This window comes from Methanohalobium sp. (genome assembly GCF_018609725.1).
Classification (GTDB): domain Archaea; phylum Halobacteriota; class Methanosarcinia; order Methanosarcinales; family Methanosarcinaceae; genus Methanohalobium.
Genome location: NZ_JAHENT010000069.1, coordinates 1 through 3,873 on the forward strand (window position 1 = coordinate 1; position 3,873 = coordinate 3,873).

At 38.9% G+C, this 3,873-nt stretch carries 5 protein-coding genes; all 5 read right to left on the bottom strand.

The window, feature by feature from the left end:
- Positions 1-394, bottom strand: a 394-nt coding sequence (locus QZ276_RS04215; RefSeq protein WP_292485585.1) for a hypothetical protein, incomplete at its 3' end; no start/stop codon positions are given.
- Between the two features lie 13 nt (positions 395-407).
- On the bottom strand, positions 408-1,367 hold the full coding sequence (locus tag QZ276_RS04220) for a hypothetical protein (RefSeq protein ID WP_292485587.1): 960 nt from the start codon (positions 1,365-1,367) through the stop codon (positions 408-410).
- A gap of 12 nt (positions 1,368-1,379) precedes the next feature.
- Positions 1,380-2,339, bottom strand: coding sequence for a hypothetical protein (locus QZ276_RS04225; RefSeq protein ID WP_292485588.1), 960 nt, complete (start codon positions 2,337-2,339; stop codon positions 1,380-1,382).
- Between the two features lie 12 nt (positions 2,340-2,351).
- Positions 2,352-3,221: a hypothetical protein gene (locus QZ276_RS04230; RefSeq protein ID WP_292485590.1), complete on the bottom strand. Its 870-nt coding sequence runs from the start codon at positions 3,219-3,221 to the stop codon at positions 2,352-2,354.
- Between the two features lie 95 nt (positions 3,222-3,316).
- On the bottom strand, positions 3,317-3,873 hold a 557-nt coding region (locus tag QZ276_RS04235), incomplete at its 5' end, for a hypothetical protein (protein ID WP_292485592.1).

Below are 3,873 nucleotides of genomic sequence, written 5' to 3' on the forward strand. Positions count from 1 at the left end.
CTCCTTGGAAGCCAATAAAATAACCATTGTTATCATTGAATGCACCAACGAATTGACTAGAAGAAGGATAACCTGTCTTTTCATCTTGAGTTGTGAAGCTCGCAGTAAAGTAGCAATATCCTTCATGTCCTGGAAGATACCGTAAACCACGGTGGCTTTCAAGTTGTGCTGTTGCTGATGAATCTGTTCCTGTTGACACTTGGGCCATTGAGTTTTGCTGGAAAACTGATCCACTATTGGTATTACTTGTTGAAACATCATCTGGGGAAATATTATATTGAAATTGTAGTGATACATTGTCTTGACGAGAACCTACGACGACATCCCCAAAAGTTGACACACGACCGTTAGAATATTTGTTAAAATTTCTGTGATCCGGATCTCCGAAAACCATTTTTTTGACCTCCTTATAAAGTTTGTTCAGTTAACTGATAGACTTCAATGTTGCCAGCGTGATTATAAGGATTCTGACCATAGTAGGTATAAAATGAAAGTGAATCCCCAGATTGCAAATATTTGACGCTTGCTACACCAAAAGTCATTCTGTAATAATAGATGTTCTCATAACTTGGATTACTGAATAACTTCCTGTACCATATTTCGTCAGTGCTACCATTCAGATACATATAGAAGCGGCCTTCAACATCATCTCTTAAACTGTCTTCAACTTGATCAGCATCTTGATCATATCTGATCTGAACCAAATAAATGCCGTTCTGATCAACGGTCAAAGTATCTGAATCACCGCTGCTGTTTAGCCAACTGCTAGTGTCATATTTAACCGTGATGCCAGTGATTTTATTTTGTCCTGAAGTAATAGAATCAGAAAATGATCCTTTGAAATAATCACCAAGATAAGAACCGCCCAAATTAGGATGTGTACTCAAACCGCATAGAGTTTGATCATCCCGCTCATCAGTTATGTCAGAATTAGTAATTTCTGATGTACCACTGGCAACATAAACCTGAGCTAAGCTAAGCTCCCAAACTGTGTCATTTCTAGTCAAACTCGGAGGGCTTGGATCTGCGGCTGCTGTCCCCTCTAGAACTTCTGAAGTAACTTGATTATTTGAATTATCAAGCCTAACAACTATCCGATCTATCCTTGGATCTCCTGTACTATTACTGCTAATTGATAGGTTCTTTGGGCTTGAATATAGTTGATAATATCTACCTTCCACCCAAGAACCACCTGTGCTAACTAAAACACTCAAATCCGGTGTGGTATTTTCTGTCACTACCAATTCATTGTCTAGATTATTAATATATCCATTGTCGCTCAAATTCTGAAGTTGTCTTGAGTATTGATCTGCCGGATAAATTCGATCACCATCAATACTTTCAAAAATTTGTGATCTCTGAGCCAAAATATAACCCCCTTAAAGAGTAACATCAATCAAATTATATAGATCTAAATATGCTTGATAAGTAACATCTACATCTGAGGTCCCTATATCACTAATTTCAACCGTAACTATATCGTCTTTCTGCAAATGCAATATAGGAGTTAACGGGAATAAGTTGGATATACCTTCCAACAAGGAAGAGGTGCTTAATTCGTCATAAACAACGGTTTCATTGCTGCCGTTGATCTTTATGACTGCACCTATATATGCATTAGAAAATGAGTTGCCAAAGCCTTCATCCTGATCAGTTTTGATATTAATCCTAAAAAGCCAAATTCCATCATAGGGAATAACTATATCAGTATCTGGCGGGCTAAAAATATTATCATTATCATAATTTTCAGTTGTCCAAGTTATTGGCGCATCACCACTACCACTTTCGTTTTGAACAGATAAATATGTTCTGACATCCTCGGCCGTGGCTGCTTCCGGTTCTCCTGCTGCACTATGCTGACTTGCACCGCATACGGCTGAATCCTGACGCTCGTCAGTAATATCTGAATTTGAAATTGAAGTTGTTCCCACCGTTACATAAATTTGAGCCAAACTAATCTCATAAATATCAGTTGTTCTTGTCAGACTTGGCGGGCTTGGATCGGAAGCTGGCGTGCCCTGTATAATATCAAGCTCCATTATGCGGTTTGGTTCGTCTAACCGAACTACTACTCTATCAATTCGATCTTGATCGCTTGGTTCTGGAATATCTCTGGTTTCAGGTTCACTGTATATTTCAAAAAATCTGCCTTGGACCCATGCACAGCCTGTGTCAATATTGATTGCTAGGCCAGTTGGGCTTGTCTCAAAAACTTCCAATTCATTTGATTTTCCCCTAACATATCCGGTCCCTGATATAGTGTCAAAGTGTCTAGCAAAATCTGCACTTGTATAACTCAAAGTGTCAAAATATTGACTTCGTTCTGCTATTTTGACCACCCCCTCAAGAAATTATATAGTACCTGCGCCAACCTGATATAATTCAAATCTGCCAGTTTCTATTGAATAATCTCCTTCTGCTTGAACCTCAAACCTGACAACATCTGAAGCTTGCAAATAAGCTAAGGCTGTTGGATTAATCGTGAATCTGTATTCTGTCCAATTGTCATTAGTATCACTTTCCATTTCGTATCTATAACCAAAATCATCATCAATTATGCTACCGTTGACTTTTAGATATCCTTCCAAGGTATATTCTGTACTTGATACGGTATTAGCAATTGTCGCCCGTGGTGATATCATATAGAAGCCAGCTTCTTGAATCGTTATGTCAGTATCTGGAACCGTAATATAATTGCCGTCTGTATCATAATTTTTTGTGTCCCAGCTAACCAAGGTTTGAGCTGATCCAGTTTGTGAAGTATTCACTTCTAATTGTAGATAATCCCCTGTGAAAGCTCCGCCGCCCCCTGAGTGTGTACTCAAACCGCATAAAAATCCATCATCCCGCTCGTCAGTTATATCAGAATTAGTAATTTCAGTTGCCCCAGCAGCAACATAAATTTGAGCCAAACTTATTTCCCATATAGTTTCATTTCTGGTCAGGCTTGGAGGGCTTGGATCTGAGGTTGGATTCCCATCTTTGATGTTAACATCAATTATTCTTGCATCTAGATCTAACCGCACTACTGCCCTATCAATTCTTGCATTTGAATCATCCGGTGTCGTAATAGCTAACTGTTCAGCGGAACTGTATAGCTCATAGAAATGACCGTTAATCCAAGCACCGCCTGTATTAATAAGCACGCTTAGATCTGGCGTTGAGTTTTCTGTCACTAGCAATTCATTGTTCAAATTTGCTATATAACCATTATCTGACATGGGCCTAAGATGTTGATTGAAAGTTTCTACATTATACACCCTGTCACCGCTTGAATCATCAAAGTAGTGAAATCTTATAGGCAAAATTTTCCCTCCTAACTTCTTTCTCTTTCGTCGTTCTGTTCTTTGATCTGCCGCTTGACTTTTCCCTTGATCGTCGGATAAGATCTGCCTAGCTGAACTTCAACTTGCGGCTGTCCGGCTCCTGTTGTGACTTCAATAGTTGTTCCAACAATCCCTACATCAATCTGTAAGTCCCAATTATCATTAATAACTGTTACATTATCCCCAATATTCCAGTCCTCCTGATATTTGAAGCTGCCAATTGTATTTATGTCAACTTCAACAATATTTTCTTGCTCAGTCTCCCGCAAAAATACCTCACCTTTTCTTTGAAGATTAGCCGTATCTGAAAGATCACCTGCATCAACAAAAGCTTCAGTCCGCTCAAGGCCGCTTGGTTCGCTTGCAGTGATGAATACTTCTTCAATTGTTCTGGATGATCCAGATCCAGCCCCGCCAACATAAGCATAAGATTTTTTTTCAAGATCTGAATTGAGCAATCTATTAGCCAAAATTGTTTCAAAATCTATATCAAAATATATAGGATTAGTGCTGCCTGCTGTCTTATTGTTTGGTACGATCACATCAA

Excerpts from the sequence above, each read along its gene's own strand:
- QZ276_RS04230 (WP_292485590.1), bottom strand. The coding sequence starts at position 3,221 with ATGTCAGATAATGGTTATATAGCAAATTTGAACAATGAATTGCTAGTG.